The organism is Halomonas caseinilytica, assembly GCF_001662285.1.
In the GTDB taxonomy this organism is placed as follows: domain Bacteria; phylum Pseudomonadota; class Gammaproteobacteria; order Pseudomonadales; family Halomonadaceae; genus Halomonas; species Halomonas caseinilytica.
Window position 1 is genome coordinate 102,874 of record NZ_BDEO01000001.1, and the last position, 25,786, is coordinate 128,659.

The window sequence follows — 25,786 nt, forward strand, 5'->3', positions numbered from 1 at the left end:
CATGCCGGGTCTCGTGGGTCATTCGCCATCGAACGATGCCAGAAAGGCCTCCACGTTCGTTTGGACGAAGACTTCGTGAGCCTTGATGTGAGTCTGGAAGTAGTCGTGCTGTCCATAGCATGGCCAATCACGGGGAGAAAGCCCGCTCAGTCGGCGCTTCGTGGCGCGTTTCAGGCGACGCTCCCACCCCGGTTTGTCCCTGAGGTCGTGCATGCTGTCCATGGCCACGGCCTTCTCGCGTTGGGTTTCCAGATCGAGTGGCTGACTGTAGAGCGACCAAGGGCCCAATCGAGACTGGGCATACTGTACCGGCCAGATGCCGGCGGCGGCATGGGCCGGCCCTCGCGGGAAGCCCCGCTGGCTCCTGAGGTGGTTGGCATACAACAGCACGCGTTGTGGCCGGTGCCCGGCGCCCCGCATGGCCAGCGCCAGGGCCTGGGAGGACGCTCGATGGTCGGGATGGGGGTCGAGCTCGGGGTGCGGTGTCACCACGGTGCTGGGGCGAATCTCATCGAGTAGACGTTCGAGGTCGGCCAGCAGGTCGCTGCCTCGATTCTCGGGGCCGTTCGCGCGCTCATCGGAGGCCAGTGGTCCCGGGTTCCACCCTCGAAAATCGGCAGGGCTGAGCGTTTCGTCGCCGAGCGATGGCTGGGGGATGGTCGGTGTCTCCAATAGCGCACCAAGGGTGTCATTGAAATAACCGAGCATGTACAGCCGTTCCGGGGAGAGACCGGCCAGCATGGGCGTGGTGGCACTGTTCCAGGCTCGGATCCAGCCTTTGCGACGGCTGGCGCTTTTCAGGTCTGGGTCGAGGAAGGGCAAGTATTGCCGATCGAGACGTTTTTGGTACTCGCCGGCGGTCAGGGTCAGGATCCAGGCGCGCTCGGCATGTTGGCGATAGAGACCATAGGCCGCGAGTTCGGCATCGTCCGGGTGAGGGGCAATGATCACCAGGGGGCCGTCATCCAGTGGTGGTCGGGGAAAACCGAGTAGTCGTGCCTGGGATGACAAGCGGCACCCTTGAGGGGACAGTGTGACGGCAGTCAGGTCGTCGATGCCGTTGAGGTTGAGTAGGCGTTTGCCGGACTGTCGCGTTTCCAGATACTGGGTGAACCGGGGCCGATCATGTTCTGCCACTGTAATGCCGGGCAGTCGCCAAAGACCAGGGGCCGTATACTGGATCTCCAGCATCCATGTCCACCCCAGCGTACCGAGTTCGGCAGACGCCGTGCGCAGGCGGCCTTGGTCGTCGATCCTGGCTTGCATGTCGTGCTCAGGGGCCAGCGGCAGGTAGTGGTCATGAACTCGGGACATCGGCTGACTCGCTGCGGTGTTCGATGAGGTCGAGAAATTCGCCAACGATCCTGGGCTCTGCGAACCGTTCCACCCACGCAGGCCGTATCGTGATGGGCGATGTTACCGCCTTGAGCATCCCCTCGGCCAATGCGGCGGCGGTGGGCTCGGTTACCAGGTCCCGTTGCTCGTCGATCAATACTTCTGCGATCCCTCCTGATGCTTGAGTGGCAACACAGGGCGTACCGAGTGCCAGGGCTTCGATCAGGACGATGCCCAGCCCCTCGAAGCGAGAGCTGAGCACGAGGGCGTCAGCACGTGCCACCCAGGGGTAGGGGTTGGCTTGTTGGCCGAGGAAATGGACGACCTCTTCGAGACCCAGTCGTTGGGTCAAGGCTTCCAGCTTGGGGCGCTGCGATCCATCGCCGATGATCACCAGCCGATGCGTCAATCCCTGGCGGCGAGCCAGGGCGAAGGCCTCGAGCAGGAGGGTTTGCTGCTTCACGGGTACCAGGCGTGCGACGTGTACCAGAAAAGGCCCCGGAATGACCGGAGAGGGAGCTTCCTGGGCCTTGTGGCGCAACTCGGCAATGGGCACGGCGTTGTAGATGACGCGGGTGGCGTCGAGCGTCACTCGCTGTTCGGTCAGGTAGGCATGAAGGCTTGTCCTCACGCCTTCGGAAACGCAGACCACGCGCTTGCCCTGGAATAGCCGACGTGTCAGCCAGCGGCCCCAGGCATTCCGGGAGAAGCGTCCCGTCACCGCTTCCACGACTCGCCAGGCGCGAGGATCCTGAACCCGCCATAGCATCTCGAAGGCCCCTTGGCCGCGGAGCAGGATGAGATCCAAGGGGCCATATCGGCGTTCCGTGTCAGCGACGAAGGCGTCGAAGGCTCGACTGCAGCGCCATCCCTGCCAGACAAACCTCGAGTGAGGAAGGATAGGGGTGAGCACCAGGCGGTTCAGCAGATGCCAGCCCATTCCCGCTAAACCGCTCCGCTGCTCCCTGTCGAGGTCCCGGCAATGGACGATCACGTCAGGATGAGGGGTGTGGGTCGGTTGCCCTTTCAGAACCAGCAGGTGGACCTCGTGACCGGCCGCGGCCATGGCATTGGCCAAGGTCAGGCTGGCTTGTTCGATGCCGCCGGTACCAAGGCGGCGCAGGGTGATGAGGAGTCTCATAGAGGGGCTGGGGTGCAATGGCGAGTCGTTCGGAGAATTGAGGCGGCGAAAAGGGGTGGCTCACTCATGGATGGGTATCCGTATCCAAGGTCGGGAAACACTCGATTCACCATGCTACCCGTTTTGTGTCCTGGCCGGTATGCATCCTGTCGGAACCGTGTTGCATATGGCTCTGGGCGTTCACTGATACCGCCTTGGGCGGCGGGCTGCATGGTGTACTCGCCATGCTTGCTTCGGTATTGTACGTGCCTCCGAATATGCAAGGCGAGACATTGTGAAACCGCAACAGATCTGGGAGTCTCCCGTTGAATGGTCATGCTCTCGGGGTATCTGGGGGCTGGGGGTCATCACCCTGCTGATCTATACGGGCGGGCAAATACTATGGCCGGAGGTGGGATCGAACGCCGAAACGGTCATGGCGCTGCTTGGGTTGGTGATGGTGCTGGTCCAGGGGAAGGACATCCGCCGTAGTGCGGCGCTCTGGTTGCTGCTGGCGGTGGTCATGGTGCAAGTGCTGGCCTGGGTGCTGGGCTACTTCCATCATCCCCAGTGGGTGGCCGACAATCCGCAGGTCGACCGGCTCGCCAAACTGTTTGTCTTCATCGCCGTGGCGTGGTGGCTGGGAGGAAGTACCCGTAACACCTTGCTGGCCTGGGGGCTGGCGGTTGCCGGTTTGATACTTGCCAGCGTCGTCCAGGGAGATGGGCTCCAGGAGTGGGTCCGCGGCCTCGAGGGCCACCGTGTAGGGTTCGGTGTCCGCAATTACCAGCACGGCGCCATGTTGTTCGGGGTGGCATTGCTGGGACTGACGGTATTCGCCTTCCGCATCATGGCGCCCGGACGCTGGCGAGCCGTTCGGGTCATTGGCTGGTGCCTGATATTCCTGTTGACCGTTATCGCCGTCATGATCGGGCAGACACGCGCCGTGCTGCTGGCGCTGGCGTTGTCATTACCGTTCGTGCTGTTGATCTGGCTACTGAGCATGCGCCTGCTTGGTGGTGGGCGTCTCAACCGCCGTCTTCTGGTCATGGGGAGTGGCATCGCGTTGCTCGTCGTCCTGGGAGCCGGCACCTTGCTCAAGGGACCGCTCATGGAACGGGTGAGCAAGGAGTCCCAGGTCATCGACATGCTGCTCGAGGGCCAGATCGACGATATTCCCTATACCAGCATCGGCATTCGCATCCATTCCTGGCAGGCCGCGTTCGAGTGGATTCAGGAACGCCCGATCGTTGGCTGGGGAGGCACAGGACGCCGTTTGGTCATTGACCATACGCCCTGGCTGCCGGCATCGGTCAAGCAAGATTTTGGTCACTTGCACAACTACTTCCTCGAGATATGGGTCGCCTATGGCCTGATTGGTGTGGGCGTGATCGGGGCATTGGCATCATGGGTTGGGCTCGCCACATGGCGGGCCTGGCGTGGTGGCGTCCTCCCGGGTGACATGGCGCTGTTCGGTGCCGGTTTTTTCCTTTACTGGCTGGTGGTCAATCAGTTCGAGTCATACAACTCCTTCTGGACGGGTGTCTACGTGCATAACCTGGTGGTGGGTGGGCTTGTCACCCATTACTGGCGTTGGCAGCAGGAGAGCAGGAGGACACCCCCTCCCGCCCAATGTTCTTCGGAGTGCCCGCAATGAAGCTTTCCCGAATCCTGCTGCTCAATGTCATTGGCATGTTGATCATCACCAGCTGGTGGTTTCCGTCGTTGTCGTTCTGGACAGTGCTTGATGATGCCGTGTTCTGGTGGTTCAACCAGACGATCGGCGACGACAATCTTCGTTGGACCGAGGTCCTGGCAGCGCTCAACAGCCGTCGCTATGACATTCTTATCATGCTTTGCATGCTCACGCTCATGGGCTGGGCTAGCTACCGCGATCGTCAGGGCGGGTGGCGGCGCTGGTTTGGGATTGGTGTCACCATGCTGATCACGGCGGGGCTGGTCAGTGAGCTGGTTCGCCATGTCATTACGTATGGCCACCCCAGCCCGACCCTGGCATTTGATGAGGTCAATCTGGTCTCTTCCTTCGTGGAATTTGCCACGAAGGATCAGGCGGGCAACAGTTTTCCGGGGGATCATGGCATCATGTCCATGATCTTTGCGGGCTTCATGTTGACCTTTGGGGATCGCGTGACGCGCCTGGCCAGCATTGCATTAGCCATTCTTGCCACGGCGCCACGCGTCATGGTGGGGGCACATTGGCTCAGTGACGTGCTCGTCGGATCATTGTCGATCTGCCTGCTTCTGCTGCCTTGGGTGCTATGCACGCCTCTTGCATCGCGCATGTCGGTATCCGTGATGGTGGGGCTCGAACGTCTGGAAAGCCTCTGGCCCCTGAAGAAAGACAACCGTCCATAGGAATTCCTTGATCCCTTGGCAATTGGCAGATGGACGGTCGCGATCGATTCGCACTACATCCCTACCAGCACGATAATGACGCCGTAGGCCGCCACGCCGGCGGCGACGGGCCAACCGAGAGAACGCTTCCGGTACCAGACGAGCAGCGTGATGGCGATGCCGATGGCCGTGGCCAGCCAGGTGGTGGCGCTGGGGTCGCGGGGTACCAGGGAGACGCCGAACAGGGCGGCGATCATCAACGGGCCCAGGATACCGAGACATTGTGGCATGGCATCCACGTTGTCGTTACCGTCGAGGCGCCGCAGGCGACGTCGCATCCAGAGCAGAGGCAGTACGCGTATCAGGTAGGTGCCGAGGGCAGAGGCCAGCACGGCAAGCCAGAGGGCATTACTCATGGGAGCCTCCCGTTGGTCGCGTATCGAACTTCACCAGATAGAAGCAGAGGGCTCCGCACAGGGCGGACAAGGGAATGCCGAGGTTGGTCAAGCCGGCCAGGGTGCAGGCCATGGCCATGGCGATGGTGAGACACAGGGCCAGCGTCCAGCGTCGTGACGTGAAGCGCGGTACGACCAGTACGAGGAACAAGGCCGGCAGCGCAAATGGCATGACCTCGCCGAGCAGTGGCCACTGCGTCATCAGCCAGTCACCGGCAACGGCGCCGAGTACCGTTCCGGCGATCCAGCTCGCCCAGGCCAGCAAGGCGGCACCGGTGTACCAGCCAAGACGCTGGTGTTCCGGCAGTTGTGGCAGTCGGCTGTGGGCGAGGGCGAAGATCTGGTCGGTCAGGCCATGCATCAGCCAGGGCCAGTGTCGGCTTGCGGTGAGCCAGGGGGCCAGATTCGGGGCATAGACCAGGTGGCGCACGTTGATCAACAGCGTCATGGCGACGACAAGCCATAATGGCGAGCCGGCGGCGACCATGCCGATGAACAGGAACTGGGAGGCGCCGGCATAGACTAGCACCGAGATGAGGGTGGCCTCCCAGGCGGTGAAACCTGCCTGAATGGCGATCAAGCCGAAGGAAATGGCAACCGGAATGTAACCGCCCAGCAGGGGAATCGCCTCGCGCATGCCGGCCAGCCAGGGGCTGGTGCTCAGGGCATGGGGTCGTGTCGTCATGGTACGGCCTCGGTGTCGGTATACACGATGGTCATGAGCAAGGTCGCCCAGGTGTCATGCGTGCGGTATAGGTGGGGCTGATCGGCGTCGAAGCTCAGGGTATCGCCCGCCGAGAGTGCTCGAGCCGCGGCTTCGGGGCCGGCCTCGAGCTGGCCGCTGACGACGGTGAGCGACTCCCGGGTGCCCGGTGAGTGCGCCTCGGCATGGCGTGTGATGTGCGGCGCACAGCGCATCCAATAGGCATCGACGCGGGGGGTGTCCTGGCCCTGGTCGAGCAGGCGCACTTCGACACCGTCCTCGCCTAATGGCACCTGGATCGGTGCTACCAGGGTGCCGAAGGGCACATTCAGCTGTACCGCCAGGCGCCAGATAGTATCTAACGTCGGGTTGCCGTCGCCCTGTTCGAGGCGCGAGAGGTTCGATTTGGCAATGCCGGCGGCGGTGGCCAGCTGTGACAACGACCAACCCCTGGCGCGCCGCAGCGTCTGCAGGTGCTGGCCCAGGGTGCCGAGCGAGAGCTTGTCCATGTCGCTCATGTACCTTTCCAGATTGTTCGTTATATAGAACGTTCTATATAACGAACAGCATCCTGTCAATGATACGACGTGTGGGCATCGCTTTCTTCTTGGCGGGGAGTTCGCATAATGGAGGGCGAGGGAATCGTCCTGATCGGGGGAAGTGCCGATGCCGCGTCGGACCAACCCCGGCTCTCAACATGATGGAGTCACCATGAGTTATATGCCTTCGGAGCATCGCTATGAGCGCATGTCCTATCATCGCTGCGGGCGCAGTGGCTTGAAGTTGCCGGCCATCTCGCTTGGCTTGTGGCAGAACTTCGGCGAGAACGCCAATCCTGACAATGCTCGGGCGATCTGCCGTACCGCCTTCGATCACGGCATCACCCATTTCGATCTGGCCAACAACTATGGGCCGCCGCCGGGCAGTGCCGAGGAGCTGTTCGGCCGCATTCTCAAGCGAGATTTCGCCGGTTATCGAGATGAACTGGTGATCTCGACCAAGGCGGGGTATCGGATGCACCCGGGGCCCTATGGCGAATGGGGGAGCCGCAAGTACTTGCTCTCCAGTCTCGATCGAAGTCTCGAGCGGCTGGGAGTCGACTATGTCGATATCTTCTATTCGCATCGCTTCGACCCGGAAACCCCGCTCGAAGAGACCATGATGGCCCTCGACCAGGCAGTGCGTCAGGGCAAGGCGCTGTATGCGGGCATCTCCTCCTATAATGCCCGGCGCACCCGCGAAGCCATCGAGATCCTGAACGCCTTGGGCACGCCTTGCCTGATTCACCAGCCCAGTTATTCGATGCTCAATCGCTGGATCGAGGATGATGGTCTGCTGGATACCCTCGATGAACTCGGTGCCGGGTCGATCGTCTTCTCCCCGCTGGCCCAGGGGCTGCTGACCGACAAGTACCTGACGGGAGTGCCCGACGACAGCCGGGCCTCGCGCAGTGCGACCCTCAAGGATGCGCACTTGTCCCCGGAAAACCTGGCGCATGTGCGGGCCCTCAACGAGATCGCCCGGCAGCGTGGTCAGAGCCTGGCGCAGATGGCCATTGCCTGGGTGCTGAGAGGCGGGCGGGTGACCTCGGCATTGATCGGCGCCAGCCGCCCGCAGCAGGTCATCGACTGCCTGGGGGCCCTGGAACGTCGGGAGTTCACCGAGGAAGAGCTGCGCGAGATCGATCGCCATGCGGTGGAAGGTGGCATCAACCTGTGGGCTGCCTCGGCCGAGCGCTGACACGACACAAGCGGCGGGAGTGATACCATGGCCCGGGCAACGTGAAGTGCCGGGCCATGGCGGACAGGCGTGTCTCAGTCGTCGCCGAGACCGGTGTTCTTGGCACGGCAGGCCGCGGCAGTGAACAGCACATCGGTGGAAGAGTTGAGCGCCGTCTCGGTGGAGTCCTGCACCACGCTGATCACGAAGCCGATCGCTACTACCTGCATGGCCACGTCGGTGGAAATGCCGAACAGGCTCGCGGCCATGGGAATCAGCAGCAGCGAGCCGCCCGCCACGCCGGAGACGCCACAGGCCGCCAGGGCGGAGACGATGCACAGCAGCAGCGCGGTCGGAAAGTCGACGCCGATGCCCAGGGTATGGGCGGCGGAGAGGGTAATCACCGTGATGGTGATGGCGGCCCCGCACATGTTGATGGTCGCACCCAGCGGGATCGAGATGGAGTAGGTGTCGGCGTGCAGCTTGAGGCGCCGGCACAGTTCCAGGTTGATCGGAATGTTGGCCGCCGAACTGCGCGTGAAGAAGGCGGTGATGGCACTGCCACGCAGGCAGGCGAAAACCAGCGGATAGGGGTTGCGTCCCGTCTTCCAGAACACGATCAGTGGGTTGGTGACCAGGGCCACGAACAGCATGCAGCCGATGATCACCATCAGCAGGTGAGCATAGTCGAGCAGAGCGCCCATGCCGGTCTCGGCCAGCGTGCCGGCGACCAGCCCGAAAATGCCCAGCGGAGCGAAGCGGATCACGATCTTGACGATGCCCGATACGGCGTCGGAGAGATCGCCCATCAGCGTCCGTGTCGTGTCACTGGCGTGGCGCAGCATGATGCCGAGACCGACCGCCCAGGCCAGGATGGCGATGAAGTTGGCTTCCATCAGGGCGTTGACGGGATTTTCGACCGCATTCATCAGCAAGTTCCGGAGAATCTCCACGATGCCTCCCGGCGGATTGCCGCTGACCTCGGGCGCATCCAGTGCCAGGGTGGTGGGGAAGACAAAGCTTGCCGCCACGGCGACCAGGGCGGCCACCAGCGTGCCGATCAGATAGAGCACCAGCACCGAGCGGATATGGGTGGGCTGGCCCTGCTGGTGGCCGGCGATGGCGGCCGCCACCAGGATGAATACCAGAACCGGCGCGACCGCTTTCAGTGCGGAGATGAACAACTGCCCAAGCAGCGAGACCGACTGGGCCATTTCCGGCGACAGGGAAGCGAGCAGGATGCCGCAGACGATGCCGATGGCGATCTGGGGGATCAGGCCCAGTCGCCAGATGGGACGGAACAGGGCGTTGACGGTAGCGATCATGAAAGGTCTCTCGAAGGCTTCGGGCTGGGATGGATGAACAGGAAACGCGACGGCGGATGTCCCCGGCTTGCCGATACGGGAGTGGCTTGGGAAGGGCTACCCCGTGATGCGTGCCGGGAGCGCTGAGCGGGCCTCTGCCGAGTGCGCGGGAGTCTAACATTGTATGCGCCAGCAGGCGGTGCGACTTTCGTTTGCTGCAGGGAAAGCAAAAATGGCTGCCTGGATGGCGTTACCCTGGTGATTCTGAAAGCGCCGGAACGGTTGATGCAAGCAATCGCCCAAGCTGCATTCATGAAAGGCCTTCGGAGATGGCGCTGGGAACGGCGTGGGGCGTCAGCACTGCCCCGATTGGGGCGCCGGCCCAGGGTTGACAGGAGGATGGGGCGAGGGCGATGTGGAGGAACGAGGGATACGAAGTACAAGGAGACAACATGGAGGCAGGCCGCCTACCCGTCATTTCCATGCGAACCTGGTCGATCGCGGCCGTCACCGGCGCAGGCGCCTTCATGGCGATGCTCGATGCCACGGTGGCCAACCTGGCCATCGAGTCCATTCGGCGCGACTTCGATGTACCCCTGGCCATGGTGCAATGGGTCGCGACCGGCTATCTGGTCGCGCTGGCCGTCTCGCTACCGGTGGCAGGCTGGCTCGGGAACCGCTATGGATACGGTCGCCTATGGGGATTCGCCATGGCCCTGTTCATTCTCAGTTCCGCGGGCTGTGCCCTGGCGCCGAATATCGGGAGCCTGATCGGGGCGCGACTGGTGCAGGGGCTGGCGGCTGGCGTGATGGTGCCCGCCGGACAAGCCGTGATCGGCTCGATTGTCAGTGCCCAGCAGCTTGGCCGGGTGATGGGCACTCTGGGCCTGGTCATCGCGTTGGGGCCTGCCATTGGCCCCGGTCTCGGCGGCATGATGCTGGAGGTGCTCTCATGGCGCTGGCTGTTCTGGATCAACGTGCCCGTGGGGCTAGTGGCCTTGCTGGCCGCGCGTCGTCTGGTACCTGGAGGCGACACGACACAAGCGCGTCCTCTGGATGGTCCCGGGCTGTTGCTGATCGGGGTTGGCCTGCCGATGATGCTGTATGGCGCAACGCGGCTGGGGGCTCAAGAAGCTGGGCTGACATCGCTTGGCACCGTGCTGCTGGGGGGCGTCATGGTAGCGAGCTTCGTGTGGCGTGCCGGCCATCAGCCGCATCCCCTGATCGATGTGCGATTGCTGCATGCCCGGCACTTTGCCGCCGCGACGCTGACTGCCGGCCTGGCTGGCGCCAACATGTATGGTGGCTTGTTGGTGCTGCCGTTATACCTGCAGACCACCGCCGAGCTGGGGGCGGCAAGTACGGGGGCGCAGTTGTTGGCAATGGGACTTGGCAGCGCCCTGATGCTGCCCTTGGCCGGCACGCTCACTGATCGTCTGGAGGCGTCTTGCGTAGCGATGGGAGGGGCGGCACTGATGTCGCTGGCAACCCTGCCGCTGGCGCTGGGGATAACGTTCGATGACGTTGGGTTGGCCCTGTTGCTGGCCGTGCGTGGCGCCGGACTGGCACTGACCCAGATGCCCGCCATGACGGCCGCCTACGCTTCGGCAACCAGGGCACAGATGGGGGATGCCACGACGATCGTCAATGTGGTCCAGCGCGCTGGAGGGGCACTGGGCGCCATCGTTGTCGTGATCATCCTGTCCCGGGTCGGCTCTCGGGCAGGCAGTGAGGGCCACGCTATGGCCTTCGTCATGCTGATGATGCTGGCGGTCGCCGCGATGGGGTCGGCGGTGGCGATGCGTTCCCGCAGGGCAGTTGCCTGAGTCACTACCCTTGGCTGGCGCGGGTGCGACAAGGCACCGCGTCAGTGACTGCCCCTGCACGTATGGGCTGCGCTATCATGGCGCGTTGCTCCACTCCGATTTCCGGCATATCGCCCATGTTGCACCGTTTCCAGCACCATCGTTCTCGCCTGGCAGTGCGCTTCGCGCTGCTGGCAATGCTGTTGCTGGCCATCGGCCCGATGATCGGTCAGGTGAGTGCGGCCGTTGGCAGCGGTCACGATCATGCCGGGCACAGCATGTCGGCATCGTCGCACATGGTGATGCAGGCATCGGGCGAGAGCGACCACGGCACGCCGCATCATGCGGCGATGCACCACTGGCAGGTGCAATGCGGCTATTGCTCGCTCTTCCAGCAGATGCCCGTGCTCATGGCGATGTTGCCGCGTGTCGCGCCGGTTGCATCGCATGTCATCACGGCCCCGGTGGTGGCCACGCGAACCGCGCATGGCGGGCCGGCAGTCTTTCCCCAGGCATTGACTCGGGCTCCTCCCATTCCCTTCGGTTGATCCATCGAGAATATCCCGCACGCCTCGCCGCCGTCGCACCTTTCGACGGGGCGGGATGCGTGTCTCGCGCCTGTCGTTGGCACGTTTCGCACGATGCCTGGGCGGGCCAACAGGTGTTTCTCCTTTCAAGGGGCCCTCATGAGTAACAAGACTAACGATATTTATCGTACGGTCTGGCGCTGGCATTTCTATGCCGGCTTGATCGTGATTCCGTTTTTGATCTCCCTGGCCGTGACGGGCGGCCTGTACCTGTTCAAGGATGAAATTGGCCAGTGGGTGAATGCCGATATCGTGCGTGTCGAGGCTCAGACCTCACCCACCGTATCGCCACAGCAACAGCTCTCTGCCGCACTGAGCGCGCACTCCGGCGAGGCGTTTCGTTACGTGCCCCCGGCTTCTCCGGTGCATGCGGCAGAGGTCGACATCACTACTGAGTCGGGTCGCCAGGCCGTGTTCGTTGACCCTTACAGCGGAGACGTCACCGGCACTTTGCCCTATCGGGGCAGCTTCATGTGGGTCGTGCGTTACCTGCACAGCCTCAACTACTTTGGCGAGACGGCGAGCTTGATCATCGAGATCGTCGCAGGCTGGACGATCCTTCTGGTGTTGACCGGCCTCTACCTGTGGTGGCCGAGAGGGCGCCGCGGTGGCGTGATGTCGGTACGCGGCAAACCGGGCAAGCGCGTGTTCTGGCGCGACCTGCACGCCGTGACCGGTGTCTTCGTCGGTGGCTTCATCCTGTTTCTGGCCATCACCGGCATGCCCTGGTCGACGGTATGGGGTAGCAAGGTCAACGAACTGGCCAATGGACACAACTTCGGTTATCCCGACGGTGTGCGCGTCAACGTGCCGATGTCCGACGCACGCCTGGCCGAGAACGCCGAGACGGCCTGGTCGCTGGAGCAGGCGCAACTACCGACGTCGGCCGATTCCACATCCCCTTCCATCGGGCTCGACCGGGCTGTGGCCACCTTCGATTCGCTGGGGCTGGCGCCGGGTTATGCGGTCAGCCTGCCGAGCGGGCCGGATGGCGTCTATACCGGCTCCATCTATCCCGACGACCTGAGCCGCCAGCGCGTCGTGCATCTCGACCAATACAGCGGCGAGCCGCTGCTCGACATGCGCTATGCCGACTATGGTCCGCTGGGGCGCGGCCTCGAATGGGGCATCAATGTGCACATGGGGCAGCAGTACGGGCTGGCCAACCAGCTCATCCTGGCTCTGGCCTGCGCCGGTATCGTCTTGCTGTGCGTATCCTCGGGCGTGATGTGGTGGAAGCGACGTCCCGCCGGTCGAATGGGCGTGCCCCCTGAACCCAGTGACCCGCGACGATTGAGAGGTGTGCTGGCCCTGCTCGCCATCGGCGGTGTGATCTTCCCGCTGGTTGGCGCCTCGATGATCGTCATGGCCGTGGTGGATGGTCTGGTCAGAAGGCGAGGCATGCAGCGGGCACCTGCCTGAGTCGATCCTGGTCCTGATGCAGAAAAGGCCGGCGTTACCTGCGCCGGCCTTCTTCTTTCAGGTCTTCAGGCGTAGCCAGAGCCGTCAGATGGCCGTACCGAGGATCGTCAGTGCCTCATCCCCCTCGAGGGGCGAGCAGGATGACACCGGCGCCGGCCAGGCAGATGGTGGCGCCGATCAGGTCCCAGCGGTCGGGGAGGCGTTGCTCGACCAGCCATAGCCAGCCCAGCGAGGCGACGATGTAGACGCCCCCGTAGGCGGCATAGGCGCGGCCGGCGTAATCGGCGTCGCTCAGGCTGAGCAGCCAGGCAAACAGTATCAGGCTGGCCACGCCGGGCAGCAGCCAGACGAGCGATTTGTCGAGCCGCCACCAGGCCCAGACGCTGAAGCAGCCGGCGATCTCGGCCAGGGCGGCGGCCACGTAGATGGCCAGGGTGGTCATGAAGGAGTGCAGCCTGTCGCCGTGCCCCGGCCACGGGCCGGGGGCGCATGCGCCGTGGCGTTCACGAAGCCAGGCGTGCCGCTACGGCGTCGAGGAAGCCCTGCATGTCGACTACGGTCTCCTTGTCCGGCTCGGTGGTCTTGCCCTTGAGATCGCCGGTGACGATGCCGTCGCCGATGGTATCGATCAGGGCCGACTTGAGGCGAATGGCGTAATCGCCGAGCTCGGCGTTGTTCTCGCGTTCCGCCAGGGTCTCCAGAGCGTTGCCCACGGCGTAGATCAGCGCGGAGGAGTTGAAGTGCGCTTCCCGGCCATCGCTCTCGAGGTACTTGAGATAGAGGTCGTGAGCGGTACCGTGGGGCGCTTCGAACAGCATGGTGCCGTTCTTGCTCTCGATGATCGAGCTGGCGGTGGCCAGGCTGCCACCGAGCGCGGCGGAGATGTCCGAGAAGATGTCACCGTCCAGGTTCTGCGCCGGGTAGAGGGCGTTTCTGGGTGGGTCGGTGATCATCTTGATCAGCTGGCTGGAGGGCCGCATGATCATGAACGACGGCGGGGGAGTGTCGGCCTTGGCGAGTTCGCGACGCGCCTCGGTGATGACGTCGCTGAACACCTCGTCGTAATCCATGTACTCGCGCTTGAGGCCGAAATAGACCTCCTTGTCCTTGCGCGAGGCGTCGCGGAACACCTGCAGTACCCAGTCCTTGATGGCCGCGCGGTCGTTGGACATCAGCAGAATGGGGTCGCCCTTCTTCACGCGGCGGGCATGCTTTTCTTCGCCGTCGACCACGACCTTGAGGATGCCGTCTTCCTCAGCCGGGGCGTTGTAGCTGCCATACTGGTCGCCACCACCGGCGCTCATCCGCGAGATCGATACCTGGGCCTTGCGCTCGGGGATACCGTAGCGCTTGAGCTGCTCGACCAGCTTGTAGAGCTTGCGTCCGGTGTTGTTGTCCGGCACGCCCCAGAGTGCGCGCTCGGGAGGGTTGGCGACCAGCCGTGCGGCCTGGGCGTCGATCAGCTCGTAGTGATACTCGAGCCCCAGTGCCTCGGCCTTGGCCTGGTAATCGGCGCGGAAGATATCCTCGATGGCGGCGCGCATCACGCCGTCATAGCCGGCGATCACCGTGTCCTTCAGCCCCAGGTAGATATCGCGCTTCTCGTCGATGGCGCGCTGGAAGAAGCGATGCGCCCAGGCCTTGACGTCCTCCAGGTCGTTGGTGGCCAGCAGCCAGGGGTCGCCCTTGTTCACCTCGCGGCGGTGCAGCTCGATCGGGTCACCGCTCTGGCCCACGAACAGCAGCTTGACCACGCCGGTGGCGTCGGACAGGGCATTGTAGCTGTCCTTGGTGCCGCCGTGCTCCATGGTCTCGACCTCGATGTCGCGGCCGATCCACGCCGGGCGCTTGACCTGGAGGTTGCGGAACTCGATGTCCTCGCGGGTGATGTTGCCGCCGATGCCCTTGCGGATGGCGCCGTTGGGCGACTTGGTGGCCAGTGGCTTGAGGCTGGCGCGATCCAGTTCTGGATGCTTGGCCAGCAGCGCATCGAGCTGTTCGCGGTTGACTGTCATGCCAGCGTTCTTGATGCCCACGCCATGGCGATTGAGTGCCTCGATGGCATCGACCACCGCCTGCCCGTTGGTGGAAAGGCGGTTTTCCGCGGTTAGGTCGATCTCGACCAGCTCGATGTTCAGCGGTGCGGTCACGAAGGTCTCGAGGATGCGTTCGAAGGCCACCTGGGCCATCTCGTCGCCATGCAGGATGACAAGCGGGGAGGCCACGTTGATCTTTCTGCTCATTGCGCGTCTCGTTTTGCGATGGAGGATTGGCGTCTTGCGTCATCCGATCGTTGCTCGAGCCGGGAGTCGCTGTCGCCCCGGCCCGGGCGCTGCATGCGTCTGGTGTCACGCGTTCGGTGACGCACCATCGGTGACGGGCCTGGCCTGGGCGGGTGACGCCAAGTGCGTTATAGGGTAGGGCGTTGATGGCCCGCGAGCAAAGCACGCGTCGCGTCATTCACGGCCATTATACTCGCCATGGCCCTCGGGGTCGTCGGCCCAGCGTTCATCGGGATGCACTTCGTTGGCCGGCAGCACGGGATCGTAGCCCTCGGCGCGTAATGCCTCGATGACATCCCGGGTATGTTCGCGGCCCAGGGTTTCCAGGGTGGCTTCGACCTCGGTGGCGCGCAGGGAAAGATCGGTGAAGGTGCGCTGGTGGGCGATGGTAATGACGTTGGCGCGTTGTTCGGCGAGCAGGTTGGTGAGCTCGGACAGTGCACCAGGCACATCGGAGATGCCGACGCGTACTCGCACGATGCGACCGGATCGCACCAGACCGCGCTGGATCACCGAGGAGAGGGCCAGCATGTCGATGTTGCCGCCGCACAGTATCAGCCCCACCTTGCGGCCACGGTAGCGCTCCGGATCGGTGAGCAAGGCGGCCAGGCCGGCGGCGCCGGCGCCTTCGGCGACGGTCTTCTCGATCTCCAGCAGCATCAGGATGGCGCGTTCGATCTCCGGCTCGTCCACCAGGGTGATGTCGCTGACCAGCTCGCGGACCAGTTCCCGGGTCAACTTGCCCGGCTGCTTGACGGCGATGCCCTCGGCCAGGGTGGCCAGCCCGCAATGAACCGGCTCGCCGGCCAGGGCTTGTTTCATGGCGGGAAAGCGTTGGGTCTGCACGCCCACCACCTCGATGTCGGGACGCAACGCCTTGGCGGCCACGGCATTGCCGCCGATCAGCCCGCCACCGCCAATGGGGATCACCAGGCTGTCCAGATCGGGGACCTCCTCAAGCATCTCCAGCGCGACGGTGCCCTGGCCGGCGATGATGTGCTCATCGTCGTAGGGGTGCACGAAGACCAGGTTGCGCTCTTCGGCCAGGCGCTGGGCATAGGCACCGGCCTCGTCGACGCCGTTGCCCTGCAGGTGCACCTCGGCACCGAAGTTGCGGGTATTGCGGACCTTGAGGTTGGGCGTGTGGCGCGGCATGACGATGGTGGCGTGGATACCCAGCCGGGCGGCGTGATAGGCCACCGCCTGGGCATGGTTACCCGCCGACATCGCAATGACGCCCCGGCGCCGCTCGTCCTCGGAGAGCAGCAGCAGGCGATTCAGGGCGCCGCGCTCCTTGAAGGCGGCGGTGAACTGGTGATTCTCGAACTTGATGTAGAGTTCGCAGCCGGTCAGTTTCGAGAGCGTGGCCGAATGCAGACAGGGCGTGCGTACCAGGTGGTCTCGGGTACGCTCGGCGGCGTGTTGGACGTCATCCAGATTGACGATCATGCGGGCAAGTCTCCAGAAAGTCGGTCATGGTGTCGGGGACAGCGGGCATCAGGCATCCGAGGTCTCGCTGTCGAGGTGGCGCACGTGGCGGGCCAGTTCGGCGACATGCGCGTCTTCCACGTCGAGCGCGCGCAGGGCCTCGTCTAGGTTCAACAGATAGTCGCGATTGGGCCCACTGGGGCCTCGCGCCTCGGCGATCTGCCGGGCGATCTCTGCCGTCGGCGCATCGCCGAGATAGGCGGCGTTGTCCTCGGTGGCGATGTAGACCAGTCCCTGCGCCGTGTCGCTGTCTGCGAAGTGCAGGGTGATGACCTCGCGCAGATAGCCGTTCTTCTCGCGCACGTCGAGCGGGCCGAGGGTTTCCGGCGTGATGCGGTAGGCCATGCCATGGCAGATGGCGCCGGGAGACGGGAGCAGGGTCGCGACCCGGCCCGGTGCCGCCGGGGTGCCGCGGTGATCGTGGGAGCCCTGCCAGAAGCGTCGTGTCCAGTCGCGAATATAGGCCGGGCGGCGTTCCAGGTAAGCGAAGCCGGCCTTCCAGATCAGCGAGCCGTAGCCGAACAGCCAGATGGCATCGTGGTCGCTGAAGTGGGTCATGCGTTGATTCTGCTGAGTGGTGTCGAGAACCATGTCGAGTGTCGCGTTGCTGCCGGGTGGCGTGCCCGGTCTGCCGGGCACGGTGAATTTCCATCATGCGATGTTCAAGGGCGCTTGTCGAAAAAGGAATGAAGCGTATTCAATGGATTGGCTTTGTTGTATACAAAATTGACAGGGTAGAATGACAACGTGTCGGCGCTGGGCCGACCCCGATACGACAACCATGATAACGAGGAGAAACGATGAGTTTTCAGGTTTACTTGTCCGGCGAGATACACACCGACTGGCGCGACGAGATTCGTCGTGGCGTCGAGGCGGCCGGCCTGGATGTGGTGCTGACCTCGCCGGTGACCGATCATGATGCCAGCGATGCCGCCGGCGACCATCTCGGCGAGGAACGCGAGGGCTTCTGGCGGGATCATCGGTCCTCCAAGGTCAACGCCATTCGTACCCGCACCCTGATCGCCGCCAGCGACCTGGTGGTCGTGCGCTTCGGCGACAAGTACAAGCAGTGGAATGCCGCCTTCGATGCCGGCTACTGCGCGGCGCTGGGCAAGCCCTATGTGACGCTGCACAGCGAGGAGATCGTACACCCGCTCAAGGAGGTCGACGCCGAGGCCATGGCCTGGGCTCGCACGACGGACCAGGTGGTGAAGATCCTCGAGCATGTGTTGCGTGCCTGACGCCTTGTTTCGTCAAGGAGACGGAAATGGAAATTGCCGTTGACGCGTGGCATGTCGGTGTGGTGAGGAGCCGCTGAGATGGAAGCGCTATGGATATGGCCCGCCACCGGATTTGGCTTTGGCTGGTTGCCCTGGGCATCGGGCACCATCGGCTCCCTGCTGGCGGTGCCCCTGGCCTGGTGGCTGCTGGGGCGCTCGCGCCCCGTGCAATTCGGTCTTGTAGCCGTATTGCTGGTGGCAGCGATGCCCCTTTGCCAACTGGCATCGGACAGCCTGGGAGGCAAGGATGATGGGCGTATCGTGCTCGATGAGATTGCCGCCTTCCCGGTGGTAGTGCTCGGTCAGGCAGCGGCGCGCCAGCCGTTGGCCATGGCCGGCGCTTTCGTTGCCTATCGGCTGTTCGATATCACCAAGCCGCCGCCAGCGGCCGAACTGGAGGGCATCCCCGGTGGGGTCGGGATCGTACTCGATGACCTGGTGGCAGCGGGGTATGCCTGGTTGCTGGTGTTCGGTGGCTTGTCGCTGTGGCGACGACGGCGCTCACCGTGATACCGGGCAGATCCTTCAGTCACTTTCCTGACGAGGGGGCGGAAAAACGACATCGAAGCCCCGAGCATCGAGTTGGCGTATTTCCTCGGGGCGCCCCTGTTCGTCCAGCACGACCAGCCCGATGCCGGCGCCGTTCCACAGACGCTCGCCGGCTTCGGCGCGATCCGGGTCGCGCGGGCGGATGCGCATCGGCCGTCGCTTGGTGAACCAGTTGAGCGGCGAACGCGGTGCGTAGAGCCAGCGATTGGCCCGGTCGAAGGCATCCAGCAGGGTGTCGGGAAAGGCATTCTTCACGCCGCTGGACGTGATCTGCCAGATCTTCGAGCCATGCTGGCGATGGCGGAGCTCGATATCATAAGCAAAGGAATAGTGAACATCCCCGGAGAGGACCACGTAATGGCCCGGCGTCCGGGAGTGTCGGAAGATGTTGAGCATCACGCTGGCCGCGCCGCGATGGGCCATCCAGTTTTCGGCATCCACCAGTAGCGGTTTGCCGGCCAGGGTGAAGAGCTTTTGCACCACTTCGATGAGCTTGACGCCGAACATCGGTGTCGGTGAGACGATCACCACCGAGGGGGCATCGAGAATCTGCTGTTGCAGATCGGAGAGTGCCTCCCAGTCCATGAGCCCGGATGGGCGCCCCAGCTTGCGTTCGCTGCGCCAGCGGCGGGTCCGGGTATCCAGCACCACCAGCCGGGGAGTACCGGGAATCTGATATTCCCAGCCCTGGAAGCGCTGCAAATGGCGCAGGAAGACATCGTGCGGCTCGGCGGGCAGCCAGCCGTCTTCGCGCGCGGCGGTGTCGAGTAGCGTCGCGACCTCTTCCATGGGGTCGGCCAGCCGGTCCGGATCATTGCCCCAGCCCTGGCAGAGCAGATACCCCATCAGAGCGTTGCCGATGATGCGTCGCGAGAAGGGGTGGCCGTAGGCGGTCTCTTCCCAGTCGGCGGTCAGGTTCCAGTCGTCGGTGACATCGTGGTCATCGAAGATCATCAGCGTTGGCAGGTGAGCCATCAGGCGTGCCACGGCGGGCAGGTCGTCGACGAAACGCTCGATGATGCCGCGCTCATTCGCGAAGATGTCGGCATGGGGTTCGTCGAGTGCCGGCTCAGCGATATCCACCAGGCGCCAGGGTGTCGGCGACCAGGCCAGCAGATACATGGCGATGATCTCGCCGAAGCTGATCAGGTGGTTGGACGCATTGGCCGAGGTGAAGATCGGCTTTCTGGCACCACCGAAGAAGCGCTTGCGCAGGTCATTGCTCTCGGTGACATCCGGCAGCAGGGAGTCACGGCGATAGTAGGCGGTATCGGTGGTGTAAAGGGCGCGGCTGTCGGCCACGGTGGCGCCTTCCAGGGGTTCGTCGAACAATCCCAGGCGCTGGATCAACTGGTGAATCGCCACCAGCATGGGGCCGGCCACGTCATCGGCATAGACCTGGTCGCCGGTCAGCAGCAGCCAGGCGGGCCATTGGCCAGTGTCGTCGCGTCGTTCGGCGAGCCAGGCATCGGCGCGCGCCAGGCCGTCTGGCCCGTCGTGGTGCGGACGCCGACAGGAGCCGTGAAGCAGCCGACGCTGGGTAGAGGCGAGCACGAAGCCTGGGCGTCGGCTGCCCTCGTGGAGCAGATGAGGGGCCCAGTCGGCGATGCCGCCCTCGTCGGCAAGGCGCAGGTCGTAGTCGATGCGCACATCCTGAGGCAGCGGAGTCTCGAGCGAGACATCGATCAGGTGCAGATAGGCGTGGCGGCCCAGCGGCAGGCAGCGCCGCCGCTTGTCGTTGATCGTCAGGCGGCGCGGGGGTTGGCCGTCGGGTTGCAGAACCAGTTGCATGTCGAGCGGTCGGCTGCCCACCAGCCAGAACAGCAGACGCTCGCTCGACAGGCGCCTCAGCAGAGGACCTGCCAGTACGGAAGGTAGGGGCTGGGAGGCGTCTTCCGCTGTCGTCATGTCGTGAATTCCTTTTCGCCACGGTCATCGGGCGCCCTTGCCGGCCCCCGCGAGTACAAGGATATCACGATGGCGTGTCGTGAAATTCACGAACGTCGCCGCTACCAGTAATGAGGATAGCGCCGATGGCGAGCGAGGTTGTTGACCAGCATGGCGACAATGAGCATGACACTGCAGCCGAGCGCGATCGGCAGGATCGGGAACCACCAGCCCAAGGCATGAACGTCGTGGCCGCCGATGACCGCAATCAAGGCGGCTGCGGCACCGGGAGGATGCACGCTGTGCGTGAGCTGCATCACCAGGATCGATAGCGAGACGGCCAGTGCCACGGCCAGCGCCGTGGCGCCGAACCATTCGAAGCAGGCGACGCCGACCAGGGCCGAGAGAAGACTGCCGAGCAGCACGTTGCGGGGTTGCGCGAAGGGGCTTTCCGGCGCGGCATAGAGCAAAACGGAGGTCGCGCCGAACGAGCCGACGACGAGTAGCTGCTCGGTGAGCCAACGCTCTCCGAGCATGGTGACGGCACCCATGCCGATGAAGGCGCCAAGCCAGGACCAGGCGGCATCGTGCCAGTCGATGTCACGTCGGGACGCGCGGGCGCCGCGCATCTTGGCAAGATACGATTTCATTTTCAGAAATGATTTTCACGGTAAAGGGCGGCAGATTCTGCCAGGTGGCGATACCATCTGGCAAAGCATGATTCGTCATGTGCTTATGCCGGGGAACCCACCCTTCACCAGGGGTGATCGGGCAGCCAGACCCTGGCGGCCAGGCCGCCCAGATCGGCGCGTTCGAGGGTCAGGGTTCCATCGTGCAGGGTGACCAGGTCATTGACGATGGCCAGTCCGAGCCCGCTGCCCGAGCGCTGTTCATCGAGCTTGGCGCCTCGTGCCAGGGCGGCCTGGCAGTCGGCCTCGCTCATGCCGGGCCCATCGTCCTCGACGCGCAACCAGGTGCCCCGGTTATCGGTGCCGCCACTCAGGTGCACACGCTGCTCGGCCCAGCGCAAGGCGTTGTCCAGCAGGTTGCCGACCACTTCCTGCAGATCCTGCGGATCAAGGCGAACGGTCAGGGAGGTGGGAAGGTCGTGCGTCAGGGACAAGCCTCGACGCTCGGCCAGGCGTGTCAGGCCCTCCAGCACCGGTCGCAGGGTGTCGAGGCACTGGATCGGCCGGTTCAGGACACCGTCGCCGGCAGCCGAGGCGCGGGCGAGATGGTGGCGGGTGGCATCGTCGATGCGGGTCAGTTCAGCCTTGAAGCGGCGTTGCGAGTCTCCGGGTAATCCCTCGGCCAGGGTGGTCAGCACGCTGACGGGGGTCTTCAGCGCATGAGCCAGGTTGCCGGCTGCGTGGCGGGCACGTTCCAGCCGGCGGCGGTCGCGCTCGAGAACCGCGTTCATGGCGCCGGCCAGTTTCGCCAGTTCGGCAGGAAGCCGGGTGCCGAGCCGTTCGGCATCGCCGTTTTCCACGGCCTTGAGGTCGTCGCGCAAGCGCCGCAGGGGGGCCAGGCCCCAGCGAATCTGTACCGCCAGGCCGAGCAGTATCAACAGGCCAAGGGCCGCCAGTGAGAGGCTGAGCAGACGATTGAAGCGCGAGGCCTCGAGGTCGATGGTACTGCTGGGGGCCGCCACGCTGACCCGTAGCGGTGTGGCCAGTGGCGCGATCCGAATGTCGCGGGAGACGACGCGCAGCGGCGTGTCCCGGGGGCCGACGAGTTCGCGGGGCGAGGTGCTGTCCTCGAGCGCCAGGCGCTGGTCCCATAGCGAGCGCGAGGTCAGGATTCGTGAGTCGCCGTCGCTGACCTGCCAGTACCAGCCGGAGAATATCTGGCGGAAGCGAGGATCGCCCAGGGGGCGGTCGTGGATCAGTTGCTGCTCGACTTCATCGTAGTGGACGCCGGCAATCACCACGTTGAGCAGGGCCTGCAGGCGTTCGTCGAAGACGGTGGTGACCGAGTCGCGAAAGTGATGAGCCAGCCCCAGGCCGGCGAGCGGCAGCAGCAAGAGGACGAGCAGAAGCGCGGCCAGCAGCAGGCGCGTGGCAACCGAGGCGCGGACCAGAATGTCGCCTAGCCGCCGGCTCATGATGCCTCATCGAGGTCGACCAGCCGATAGCCCTGACCCCGCTGGGTCTGGATGCGCTGGCTGCCGAGCTTGCGACGCAGCCGGCTGATCTGCACGTCGATGACATTGGAGTCCGGCTCGTGGTCGCGGTCGTAGACATGCTCGGCAAGCTCGGCACGACTGACCACTCGGGGCGCGGCATGTACCAGATAGGCCAGCAGCCGGGATTCCTGAGCGGTCAGGCTGACCGGGCGGCCAGTCAGTGTCACGCTGCCGGTATGGGTGTCGAAGGCCAGGTCCCCGACGCGCAGCACGGGATGGGCATGGCCGTGGCTGCGACGCATCAGGGCACGCAGCCGAAAGAGCACCTCCGCAGTCTCGAAGGGCTTGGTGACATAGTCGTCGGCGCCGGCCGAGAAACCGGCAGCCTTGTCCGCCCAACGCTCCCGTGCCGTGAGCACCAGTACGGGCAGGTCGATGCCCGCTTCTCGCCACTGGGCCAGCCAGCGGGTGCCGTCGCCATCGGGTAGCCCCAGGTCGAGAATCACGGCGTCGTAGTGTTCGGTCTGGACGAGAAAGTCGGCCTCGGTGCCGCTGGCGGTCGACTCGATCAGCACGCCGGCATCCGCCAGGGCCGCACTCAGTGCTTCGGCGAGCGGGCCATCGTCCTCTACCAGCAAGACCTTCATGGTGCCTTCCTCATGGCATTGATGTTCACGCCTTCCATGCCGATCAGCTCTCCGTTGACGGCGTCGAACTCGAATTCTACCACTTGGCCCTGGGGGCCGAGCATCTCGATCTCGTAGATCAGTGGGCCGTCGTCACGCTCGAGTTCGACTTCCAGTATCTCGCCGGCGTAGTGCGCCTGCAGCCAGTCGAGGATGACCGGCAGCTCGACCACCTCGCCACGACGCACGTCGTCGTGGAGGCGTTGCCAGTGCTCGTCGCTCATGGCCGGTGCCGAGAGCGCGATGCACAGCAGCACGCCGCACGAGGCTCGGCCCAGGCGGCGAGGCAGCCGGCGTTGGTGGAGAGAGGGAAGCGCGCGCGTGATCATCATGGCCCAGAGGTTGCCAGTCATGACATGAATGCAGCATGAACGGCCTTGTCAGCTCTCGGCAAGGTAGGACTTGTTATAACATCCCTGCACTCACGATGAATGCACCAACACAGAGGACGTTGCCATGACATTCAAGACCCTGATGATCGCATCCGCCACCACCCTGGCCCTGGTGGCCGGCAGTGCTCAGGCTGACGGAAGCCTCGGCCTGGATCGCATCGACGCGGTGCTCGATCGCGCCCAGACCTTCGGCTTTACCCATATCGAGGAGATCGAGGCCAAGGGGCGTGATGCCGTCGAGATCGAGGGCTGGCTGGACGACGAGTGGTATGCCGATGTTCGGCTTTCCCTGAGCGGCGACGACGTCCTGCGCGAAGAGCGCAAGCGTCTGATCACCAGTGCCTGGGGCATGACCGCCGATGATGTGCGTCAGGCACTCTCCTCCGCTGGTGCCGAGGGCATGACGGAATTCGAGAGTCTGCAGATCGATGAGGCGGGGAATATCGAGATCGAAGGCCGCGGCCAGAACGGTCGCGAGCTCGAAGTCACCACCCGTCAGGGCCAGGACGGTGTGATCGGAGTGGAGCACGACTGAGGTTTCGCTTCGTCCCACGGGAACCCTCTCTCAACGGCAGGCGTGGCGCCTGCCGTTTTTCGTGGGTGTGAGGAAATCTTGTGGGGTAATGAGACCTGTTGCCGACTATACCAGCTTACTCTGGCGCAACTGCCAGACGTTGAGCGGCGGGTCGAAGCTGTCGGGGTCGGCCTGCTCCCAGTAATCGCAAAAGACCGCATGGCGCGACGCGCCTCCCTCCAAGAGTTCGTTCGGTGCTACGAAATCGAACAGGGTGGAGAGACTGCGTACCTCGTGACGTGAAATACGACGAATCACGTGTTCGGGGCCCAGTTCGCCGGGGTGGCTGAGGCCGGCGGCAGTCAGCATTTCGGCCAGTGCCTTCAGGGTGTTGGCATGGAAGCGTTGCACTCGCTCGGCCTTGAGGGGGACGTCCAGCCGGCGACCGCGTCGAGGGTCCTGGGTTGCCACGCCGCTCGGGCAGCGGTCGGTGTGACAGCTCTGGGCCTGGATGCATCCCAGGGCGAACATGTAGCCTCGCGCGGCGTTGCACCAGTCGGCGCCGAGCGCCATGGTGCGGGCGATGTCGAAGGCGCTGATGACCTTGCCGGCGGCGCCCACGCGGATCTTGTCGCGCAGGCCGGCACCGACCAGAGTGTTGTGCACCAGCAGCAGGGCCTCGGTGAGTGGCATGCCGAGGCGGTTGACGAACTCCAGGGGCGCCGCGCCGGTACCGCCCTGACCGCCATCCACCACCACGAAATCCGGGTGGTCACCTTCCTCGCGCATGGCCTTGACCATGGCGAACCATTCCCAGGGATGGCCGATGGCCAGCTTGATGCCGACCGGCTTGCCGCCGGAAAGGTCGCGCAGTCGCTGGATGAAACCAATCATCTCGCGTGGCGTGGTGAAGGCGCTGTGGGCCGCCGGGGATATGACATCTTGACCTTCCGGCACGCCTCGGGTCGCGGCGATTTCGGCGGTCACCTTGGCACCGGGCAGTACGCCGCCATGGCCGGGCTTGGCACCCTGGGAGAGCTTGATCTCGATCATCTTCACCGCCTCGAGGCTGGCGGTTTCGGCGAATCGCTCGGGGTCGAAGCGGCCCTCGGCATCGCGACAGCCGAAATAGCCGGAGCCGAGCTCCCAGACCAGGTCGCCGCCATGGCGATGATAGGGAGACAGGCCGCCTTCGCCGGTGTCGTGATAGAAGTTGCCTTCCCGTGCGCCTTCGTTCAGGGCACGGATGGCGTTGGCCGAGAGGGCACCGAAGCTCATTGCCGAGATGTTGAAAACGCTGGCGCTGTAGGGGCGGGGGCGGTCGGCGCCGATGACGACCCGGAAGTCACGGTCCTCTATGTGCTTTGGCGCCAGGGAGTGGTTCATCCACTCGTAGCCGGGGGCCTGCATGTCGCGCTGGGAGCCGAACGGCTGCTTGTCGATGGTGTTCTTGGCACGGCGGTAGACCAGGCTGCGCTGTTCCCGGGAAAAAGGCCGCTCTTCGGTGTCCGACTGGATGAAGTACTGACGGATCTCGGGGCCGATGGACTCCAGCCAATAGCGCAGATGGGCCAGTATCGGATAGTTGCGGCTGACGGTGTGATGGTGCTGGAACACGTCATGGGTGCCCAGGGCGACCAGCAGGCCGAAGACCAGAACGCCCAGTCCCCAGGGCCAGGCCGGGGCCAAGATCAGGCCCAGCAGGCAGACGACGAGACCGGCGAGACTGATGGCATAGGCGCCGTAGCGACTCGGTAGGCGGTACATGTGGACACGCT

25 protein-coding genes are annotated in these 25,786 nt (G+C 64.2%); 9 read left to right on the plus strand and 16 right to left on the minus strand.

The annotated features are described in order from the left end of the window. Positions 1 to 18 precede the first annotated feature (18 nt). Positions 19 to 1,314, minus strand: a complete 1,296-nt coding sequence (locus HSDC_RS00415) for a PIG-L deacetylase family protein (RefSeq protein ID WP_064697959.1) — start codon at positions 1,312 to 1,314, stop codon at positions 19 to 21. Continuing rightward, on the minus strand, positions 1,298 to 2,476 hold the full coding sequence (locus tag HSDC_RS00420) for a glycosyltransferase (RefSeq protein ID WP_064697960.1): 1,179 nt from the start codon (positions 2,474 to 2,476) through the stop codon (positions 1,298 to 1,300). The genes HSDC_RS00415 and HSDC_RS00420 overlap by 17 nt, the downstream gene beginning before the upstream one ends. Positions 2,477 to 2,750: 274 nt before the next feature. Here HSDC_RS00420 and HSDC_RS00425 point away from each other — a divergent pair, with 274 nt between their 5' ends. Both HSDC_RS00425 and HSDC_RS00430 read left to right on the plus strand, forming a co-directional pair. Continuing rightward, the gene (locus tag HSDC_RS00425; protein ID WP_244534391.1) at positions 2,751 to 4,112 is read left to right on the plus strand and encodes an O-antigen ligase family protein; all 1,362 of its coding nucleotides are present in this window, start codon (positions 2,751 to 2,753) and stop codon (positions 4,110 to 4,112) included. Continuing rightward, positions 4,109 to 4,831 (plus strand): phosphatase PAP2 family protein, encoded by a 723-nt coding sequence (locus HSDC_RS00430; RefSeq protein ID WP_064697961.1) that lies wholly within the window; start codon positions 4,109 to 4,111, stop codon positions 4,829 to 4,831. The genes HSDC_RS00425 and HSDC_RS00430 overlap by 4 nt, the downstream gene beginning before the upstream one ends. A 53-nt stretch (positions 4,832 to 4,884) precedes the next feature. On the opposite strand, the gene HSDC_RS00435 is transcribed toward HSDC_RS00430, so the two are convergent. From HSDC_RS00435 to HSDC_RS00445, 3 genes are read right to left on the minus strand one after another with little or no spacing between them, the layout of a single operon-like run. Then, entirely contained in the window at positions 4,885 to 5,226 is a 342-nt protein-coding gene (locus HSDC_RS00435) for an AzlD domain-containing protein (RefSeq protein WP_064697962.1), read from the minus strand. Continuing rightward, positions 5,219 to 5,950: an AzlC family ABC transporter permease gene (locus HSDC_RS00440; RefSeq protein ID WP_064697963.1), complete on the minus strand. Its 732-nt coding sequence runs from the start codon at positions 5,948 to 5,950 to the stop codon at positions 5,219 to 5,221. The genes HSDC_RS00435 and HSDC_RS00440 overlap by 8 nt, the downstream gene beginning before the upstream one ends. Beyond that, complete coding sequence (locus tag HSDC_RS00445) at positions 5,947 to 6,477, minus strand: helix-turn-helix domain-containing protein (RefSeq protein WP_064698603.1); 531 nt, start codon at positions 6,475 to 6,477, stop codon at positions 5,947 to 5,949. Before HSDC_RS00445 ends, HSDC_RS00440 begins: the two co-directional genes overlap by 4 nt. 202 nt (positions 6,478 to 6,679) lie before the next feature. Between HSDC_RS00445 and mgrA the strand changes: the two genes are divergently transcribed. Beyond that, on the plus strand, positions 6,680 to 7,708 hold the full coding sequence (mgrA, locus tag HSDC_RS00450) for an L-glyceraldehyde 3-phosphate reductase (RefSeq protein WP_064697964.1): 1,029 nt from the start codon (positions 6,680 to 6,682) through the stop codon (positions 7,706 to 7,708). Between the two features lie 74 nt (positions 7,709 to 7,782). Here mgrA and sstT read toward each other — a convergent pair whose 3' ends face one another. Continuing rightward, positions 7,783 to 9,012 (minus strand): serine/threonine transporter SstT, encoded by a 1,230-nt coding sequence (gene sstT, locus HSDC_RS00455; protein WP_064697965.1) that lies wholly within the window; start codon positions 9,010 to 9,012, stop codon positions 7,783 to 7,785. Between the two features lie 431 nt (positions 9,013 to 9,443). Between sstT and HSDC_RS00460 the strand changes: the two genes are divergently transcribed. From HSDC_RS00460 to HSDC_RS00470, 3 genes are all read left to right on the plus strand, one after another. Beyond that, complete coding sequence (locus tag HSDC_RS00460; protein ID WP_064697966.1) at positions 9,444 to 10,817, plus strand: DHA2 family efflux MFS transporter permease subunit; 1,374 nt, start codon at positions 9,444 to 9,446, stop codon at positions 10,815 to 10,817. Positions 10,818 to 10,933: 116 nt separating this feature from the next. Further along, positions 10,934 to 11,344 carry a DUF2946 domain-containing protein gene (locus tag HSDC_RS00465; protein WP_064697967.1) on the plus strand — a complete coding sequence of 137 codons (411 nt, stop codon included), beginning with the start codon at positions 10,934 to 10,936 and terminating at the stop codon, positions 11,342 to 11,344. 138 nt (positions 11,345 to 11,482) lie between these two features. Beyond that, positions 11,483 to 12,805 carry a PepSY-associated TM helix domain-containing protein gene (locus HSDC_RS00470; RefSeq protein ID WP_082919898.1) on the plus strand — a complete coding sequence of 441 codons (1,323 nt, stop codon included), beginning with the start codon at positions 11,483 to 11,485 and terminating at the stop codon, positions 12,803 to 12,805. A 115-nt stretch (positions 12,806 to 12,920) separates the two neighbouring features. Here the strand turns inward: HSDC_RS00470 and HSDC_RS00475 are convergent, their stop codons facing one another. The 4 genes from HSDC_RS00475 to HSDC_RS00490 form a co-directional block, all read right to left on the minus strand. Next, the gene (locus tag HSDC_RS00475) at positions 12,921 to 13,247 is read right to left on the minus strand and encodes a YnfA family protein (RefSeq protein WP_064697969.1); all 327 of its coding nucleotides are present in this window, start codon (positions 13,245 to 13,247) and stop codon (positions 12,921 to 12,923) included. Positions 13,248 to 13,308: 61 nt separating this feature from the next. Then, entirely contained in the window at positions 13,309 to 15,048 is a 1,740-nt protein-coding gene (locus HSDC_RS00480) for an isocitrate/isopropylmalate family dehydrogenase (protein ID WP_064697970.1), read from the minus strand. A 213-nt stretch (positions 15,049 to 15,261) separates the two neighbouring features. Continuing rightward, complete coding sequence (locus HSDC_RS00485) at positions 15,262 to 16,536, minus strand: threonine ammonia-lyase (protein WP_137055151.1); 1,275 nt, start codon at positions 16,534 to 16,536, stop codon at positions 15,262 to 15,264. Between the two features lie 48 nt (positions 16,537 to 16,584). Further along, a complete protein-coding gene (locus HSDC_RS00490) occupies positions 16,585 to 17,166 on the minus strand; it encodes a gamma-glutamylcyclotransferase (protein WP_064698605.1) in 582 nt (193 codons plus the stop codon). A gap of 209 nt (positions 17,167 to 17,375) precedes the next feature. Here HSDC_RS00490 and HSDC_RS00495 point away from each other — a divergent pair, with 209 nt between their 5' ends. Both HSDC_RS00495 and HSDC_RS00500 read left to right on the plus strand, forming a co-directional pair. Beyond that, on the plus strand, positions 17,376 to 17,816 hold the full coding sequence (locus HSDC_RS00495) for a YtoQ family protein (RefSeq protein ID WP_064697971.1): 441 nt from the start codon (positions 17,376 to 17,378) through the stop codon (positions 17,814 to 17,816). A 78-nt stretch (positions 17,817 to 17,894) separates the two neighbouring features. After that, the gene (locus HSDC_RS00500) at positions 17,895 to 18,365 is read left to right on the plus strand and encodes a phosphatidylglycerophosphatase A family protein (protein WP_064697972.1); all 471 of its coding nucleotides are present in this window, start codon (positions 17,895 to 17,897) and stop codon (positions 18,363 to 18,365) included. A gap of 15 nt (positions 18,366 to 18,380) precedes the next feature. On the opposite strand, the gene HSDC_RS00505 is transcribed toward HSDC_RS00500, so the two are convergent. The 5 genes from HSDC_RS00505 to HSDC_RS00525 form a co-directional block, all read right to left on the minus strand. Beyond that, positions 18,381 to 20,312, minus strand: a complete 1,932-nt coding sequence (locus tag HSDC_RS00505; RefSeq protein ID WP_064697973.1) for a metallophosphoesterase family protein — start codon at positions 20,310 to 20,312, stop codon at positions 18,381 to 18,383. 101 nt (positions 20,313 to 20,413) lie between these two features. Then, a complete protein-coding gene (locus tag HSDC_RS00510; RefSeq protein ID WP_064697974.1) occupies positions 20,414 to 20,941 on the minus strand; it encodes an HPP family protein in 528 nt (175 codons plus the stop codon). Positions 20,942 to 21,045: 104 nt separating this feature from the next. Then, positions 21,046 to 22,395: a sensor histidine kinase gene (locus HSDC_RS00515; RefSeq protein ID WP_064697975.1), complete on the minus strand. Its 1,350-nt coding sequence runs from the start codon at positions 22,393 to 22,395 to the stop codon at positions 21,046 to 21,048. After that, complete coding sequence (locus HSDC_RS00520; protein WP_064697976.1) at positions 22,392 to 23,063, minus strand: winged helix-turn-helix domain-containing protein; 672 nt, start codon at positions 23,061 to 23,063, stop codon at positions 22,392 to 22,394. The genes HSDC_RS00515 and HSDC_RS00520 overlap by 4 nt, the downstream gene beginning before the upstream one ends. Beyond that, complete coding sequence (locus HSDC_RS00525; protein ID WP_244534392.1) at positions 23,060 to 23,434, minus strand: PepSY domain-containing protein; 375 nt, start codon at positions 23,432 to 23,434, stop codon at positions 23,060 to 23,062. The genes HSDC_RS00520 and HSDC_RS00525 overlap by 4 nt, the downstream gene beginning before the upstream one ends. A 124-nt stretch (positions 23,435 to 23,558) precedes the next feature. Here HSDC_RS00525 and HSDC_RS00530 point away from each other — a divergent pair, with 124 nt between their 5' ends. Further along, positions 23,559 to 24,029 carry a hypothetical protein gene (locus tag HSDC_RS00530; protein ID WP_064697977.1) on the plus strand — a complete coding sequence of 157 codons (471 nt, stop codon included), beginning with the start codon at positions 23,559 to 23,561 and terminating at the stop codon, positions 24,027 to 24,029. 105 nt (positions 24,030 to 24,134) lie between these two features. Here HSDC_RS00530 and HSDC_RS00535 read toward each other — a convergent pair whose 3' ends face one another. Next, a complete protein-coding gene (locus HSDC_RS00535; protein WP_064697978.1) occupies positions 24,135 to 25,775 on the minus strand; it encodes an FMN-binding glutamate synthase family protein in 1,641 nt (546 codons plus the stop codon). Positions 25,776 to 25,786 lie beyond the last annotated feature (11 nt).